6 protein-coding genes are annotated in these 4862 nt (G+C 26.1%); all 6 read right to left on the bottom strand.

Translation table 11 applies throughout. The annotated features are described in order from the left end of the window. Window positions 1-172: 172 nt before the first annotated feature. On the bottom strand, window positions 173-2113 hold the full coding sequence (locus E6A48_RS11565; RefSeq protein ID WP_219710461.1) for an ankyrin repeat domain-containing protein: 1941 nt from the start codon (window positions 2111-2113) through the stop codon (window positions 173-175). An 85-nt stretch (window positions 2114-2198) separates the two neighbouring features. Beyond that, entirely contained in the window at window positions 2199-2411 is a 213-nt protein-coding gene (locus E6A48_RS11560; protein WP_219710460.1) for a hypothetical protein, read from the bottom strand. A gap of 48 nt (window positions 2412-2459) precedes the next feature. Then, a complete protein-coding gene (locus tag E6A48_RS11555; RefSeq protein WP_219710459.1) occupies window positions 2460-2741 on the bottom strand; it encodes a hypothetical protein in 282 nt (93 codons plus the stop codon). A gap of 18 nt (window positions 2742-2759) precedes the next feature. Then, entirely contained in the window at window positions 2760-2939 is a 180-nt protein-coding gene (locus E6A48_RS11550) for a hypothetical protein (RefSeq protein WP_219710458.1), read from the bottom strand. Window positions 2940-3108: 169 nt separating this feature from the next. Beyond that, window positions 3109-3963 carry a DMT family transporter gene (locus tag E6A48_RS11545; RefSeq protein ID WP_219710457.1) on the bottom strand — a complete coding sequence of 285 codons (855 nt, stop codon included), beginning with the start codon at window positions 3961-3963 and terminating at the stop codon, window positions 3109-3111. Window positions 3964-4055: 92 nt separating this feature from the next. Then, a partial coding sequence (locus tag E6A48_RS11540) for a tetratricopeptide repeat protein (protein WP_219710456.1) occupies window positions 4056-4862 on the bottom strand: 807 nt, incomplete at its 5' end.

Below are 4862 nucleotides of genomic sequence, written 5' to 3'. Positions count from 1 at the left end.
ATTAAAACAATATAAATATTTATTAATTTAGTTTTGGAAGAAGTCTAATAAAATTTATATAAAAATATACTCATTTAGAAATATAAAAAAAATTTCGTAAAAATACCAAATAAAAAAGAGGCTTAAAAATTAATTTTAAACCTCTTTATTTTTTTATTTAATTATTATTATTTTACCACCACTTTTTAGATAAATCTCTTTTCTTGTTATATTCTGGAAGTACAATACTTGGCTTAACATTTTCTGTATTATTTTGATTATTATAATTTACAGTACCGCCTAAATATTCAACTATAGTATAATAAGAATTGTTAGCAGCTATATCTGAAGCAGTAAAATTATCACCATTTACTATAGTTTTATCAGCATTAAACTCTTCAACCAATAATACAACAGCTTCCATATTACCATAATTAGCAGCATAATGTAATGGAGTATATCCTAAAGAATCTTTTTTATTAACATCTATTTGACCATTATTGATTAATGATGATAAAATATCATTATCACTTACAATGATAGCATAATAAATAGGAGTAATTCCTTCATTGTTTTCTACGCTTGCCAAAGAAGAATCAGCCTCAAGCAAAACATTAACAGTATTAACATCGCCATACATAGCAGCATAATGTAAAACAGTATTTCCGTCAGAGTTTGTAAGTTTTGTATCTGCACCATTTGCAAGAAGAAGTGAGATAGTATCTGTTTGATTTTTTATAGAAGCCCAATGTAATGGAGTGTCTTTCATGCTGTCTGCTTCGTTTATTAAAGTGTTATCTTTATTTAGAAGAATATTAATAACTTCATTGTTTCCATTTGCAGAAGCTATATGTATAGTAGTAGCACCGTCTATATCATCTTTTGCTCTTATATCGCTTCCTGCCTCTATTAAAGCATTAACTATATCAGCATTTCCAGTATATGAAGCAACAAGTAATGGAGTAGCTCCTCCCAAATACCAATCATCAACACTTGCCTCATAAGGAAGTTTTATTTCTGTATCTATATCTTTGTAGCTAAGCAAAACATTAACTACATCTAAATTATCATTTAATACAGCTCTATGTAATGGTGAATAACCTTCTTCATCTACGAAATTAGGATTAACATTTTCTTTTAATAAAGCATTAACAGCTATGATATCATTATTTTTTACAGCTATTAAAAGTTCTAATTGTTTAGGGTCTAAATCAACTGCAGCAGGAGCAACTATGCTTCCATTTTGAGTAGTATCTAATTCTGTGTTAGTATCATCTTCTGTAATAGTTTCAGAAGCTTCAGTATTTTCAGTAGTAGTTTCTTTAGTTTCTTCTTCTATAACTTCTTCAGTATCTTCTCTATCTATTTTTCCGCCAGATAAATAAGTTTTTATAGTTTCATCTTTAGCATAATTAACAGGAATGTTGCCGTCTTTTGTAAGGCTATTTTTATCAGCACCATTATCTACTAAAGCCTCAACTGTTTGAAGTGAAGCAAAAGCAGCAGCATAGTGTAAAGCAGTCCAATTGTCTACATCTTTAGCTTCTATGTCAGCACCATTTTCTATAAGAAGTGAAACTGTATCAGCTCTGTCTTTCATAGAAGCCCAATGTAATGGAGTATTTCCTTTATTGTCTACATCATTTATATTTGAAGCATCTACGTCTAATAAAATCTCAATAACTTCATTTTTTCCATTTGCCGCAGCTAAATGTATAGCCATACAACCATCAACATCATCTTTCGCCTTAATATCTACATCTTTCTCTATTAATGCATTTACAATATCAGTATATCCTAAATATGAAGCTAATATTAAAGGTGTAGCCCCTCCTAAATACCAACCGTCTATTGAAACTTCTATTCCTAATTTTGAATTAACATCAATATTCTCATTCTTTAAAAGTTCCATCACAGTATTTAAATCATTATTAACAATAGCTCTGTGCAAAGATGTGTATCCTTCCATATCAGAAGCATTAATGTCAATGTCTGGAGAACTGCTTAGTATTGTAGAAACATTTTGATAATCTTTTTTGTTTACAGCATCAAATAAACTTTGCTCAGCTTCTGTTAAAGCAAACAACGAAAAATTAAAAACCAATAATACTAATAAATATTTAATATACTTCACCTTTATACTCCGAGAAAATATTATTATATAAGTATATTAAATAATTTATAAATAGCAAGCATAAAATATTCCTCAAATATATTAATTATAGCTTATGCCAAATCTTTTTCAAAAATGCTACACCTATAACAGCAACTATACCTAAAACAATAATTTCAAATACACCTTCAACTATATCATCTAAATTGTCTAATAAATAATAATTGAAATATCCTGTGTTTCCTCTAAAAAGAAAAAACATTCCCACAATTATAAATATAAAAAATATTGATGCTAAAGATATTACTAAATATTTCATACAATATTCCTCCTTTTTTATTTTAAGTAATTATTAATTAATGTTTATTTAATTATCTTTGTTGCTCTTTATATCATAAACCCTAGAACTATCTCTCTTTACTATATCAGTTCTGTTATTATCCTCTTCTTCTCTATGGTAAGAAAATCTTTTAGAACTGTTTGAATCTTCCCTCAAAAATCTCTTAATAAAATACATAGCAACTAGTATCATAGCTATAATACCAAGTACTTGAGCAACATCTTCAAATAAAAATTCAACAGTGTCTTCTATTAAATCGAAACCATAAAGAAAATTACATGATATTATAAATATTATTATTTTTTTCATCGTATCTCCAAATACTAATCAATTAGACTTTCTTGAATACTTCCTTACAAAATAAAATATAACAGCTATTATCACTATTATACCAATCACCTTAGCCAAATCATCAAATATAAAGTCAAAAGTATCTTCTATCAAATCAAAACCATAAGCCTTTAATCCAACAACAAAACTCATAGCTAAAATTATTAAACTTCTCATAAATAATCTCCCTTTTTTATATATTTAAGGAATTATTTAACCTTATATTATAATTATAGTATATTTTAATTGTTTTGTAAAGAAGTATAAATTAATTTTACAAAAAATATTGTATTGTAAATATAATGTAAACTATATTATCCTACATTTTGTACAAATTTTGAGAGCCTTACTTAAACTTTAACTTGTAAAAATACACAATTAAAGCAGCAGAAATCGTTAGAAGCATTCCTATAATAGAATATACATCTATTAACTCATTAAAAAACAAAACGCTTATCAAATAAGAAAATATAAGACCAGTATAATTGAATATACTTACAGTAGAAACAGGAGCTTCTTTATAAGATACTGTTAAAAAGAATTGACCAAAACCAGCAAACACGCCTATCAGAATAAGCATTAAAAACTCATACAAACTAGGCATTACAAAAGTTTTAGCGAATATTAAAGATAGAATAGATGATATAAAAGAAAAATAAAGTATTATAATAGAGTTTCTTTCTTTGCCTTTAAGATAACCTATCATAGTGTAAGCTAATCCTGCAAACATTGCTCCGGATAATGCCACTAAAGAAGGAAATATATTAGAATTAAAAGAAGGCTTAATAACAAACATCGCCCCAATTATAGCTATTATTAATGCGAGCCATTGTATTTTAAAAATCTTTTCTCTTATTATAAGAAATGCAAAAAATGTTGCCCAAAAAGGAGAAGTATTTTGAAGTATAGAAGCATCTGCTAAAATCATATTATTAAAAGCGTAGAATGATGCCACTACTCCAAAAAAACCAAATAAAGACCTTAATATTAAAGGTATAATGCTTTCTTTGTTTGGCAAAAAACTCTCTTTATTTTTTAATAACACAATTATACTGATTATCATTATTATTAAATTGCGTGAGAAAACCTGCTGCATTACAGGAATGCTTTTGCCGGAAATCTTTACGCTCATCTGCATCAAGCTAAAAGATAAAGCAGAAAGTATCATTAAAAATATTGCTAATTTAGTTTTGTTTTTCATAAATCCCCATTTATTATCAATTAAAAATTTTAAGTTTGTAAAATATTTTTATTTTTTATTTGTAATAGCTAGTCTCCGCGAATAAAATACAATCATTTCATTCTATTTTCTATAGACTTTATTTTTGTTTGGGTTCTATTCTTTTTAGATGTATATTTATCATAAAGTGAAGCATTGGGTTTCTCATTGTTTATAATATACAAATGATAATTTATAGCCTCCACCAATTTATTATAATAAAGATAAGCATTATCATAGTCCCCAATAGATTCATAAAGTTTAGCAAGCTCCTCTATTGCCTCATCATCATTATTGTCTATACTAATTATTTTATTAAGATATTCTATTATTTTATTTGCGTTTTTGTTAAAGTCCCTATTCAATATACCTAAAACCTCTTTTATTAAACTAGTATTATTATCACTCAAAACAATTGCATTCTCATAATATCTTAAAGCATTATCATAATCATTTTTAAGCAAATAAGCCTTAGCTAGTTTCTCATTATACAAATAAGAATTAGGTTTTAATTTTATGGCCTCCTCATAATTTGAAATACTCTTTTCTATATCATCATATATAACATTTACTTTATAATTGTTATAATATTTAATTCCAAGCACATAAAAATAATAATGATTCTTTTTATCAATATTTTTTAACATATTAGAAATCAAATCATCTGCTTTTTCATTATTAGCAAATAAATATTCCAAATAATCCATATTAAAATAAATATTATCCTTGTGAAAACTATAAAACAAATTATAAATATTATCATTAGAGATGATATCAGAATAATATCCAATAAGAGAAATATACTCATCTTCTTTTATATAATTATCCCTAGAAATACTTACATGATTCATTTTATAAAAATCATCTAAAACTTTATTAAC

The sequence above is a fragment of the Brachyspira pilosicoli genome (assembly GCF_019402445.1).
GTDB classification, from domain to species: domain Bacteria; phylum Spirochaetota; class Brachyspiria; order Brachyspirales; family Brachyspiraceae; genus Brachyspira; species Brachyspira pilosicoli_B.
The sequence above is the reverse complement of the archived record's forward strand: the minus strand, read 5'-3'. Positions and strand labels throughout refer to the sequence as shown.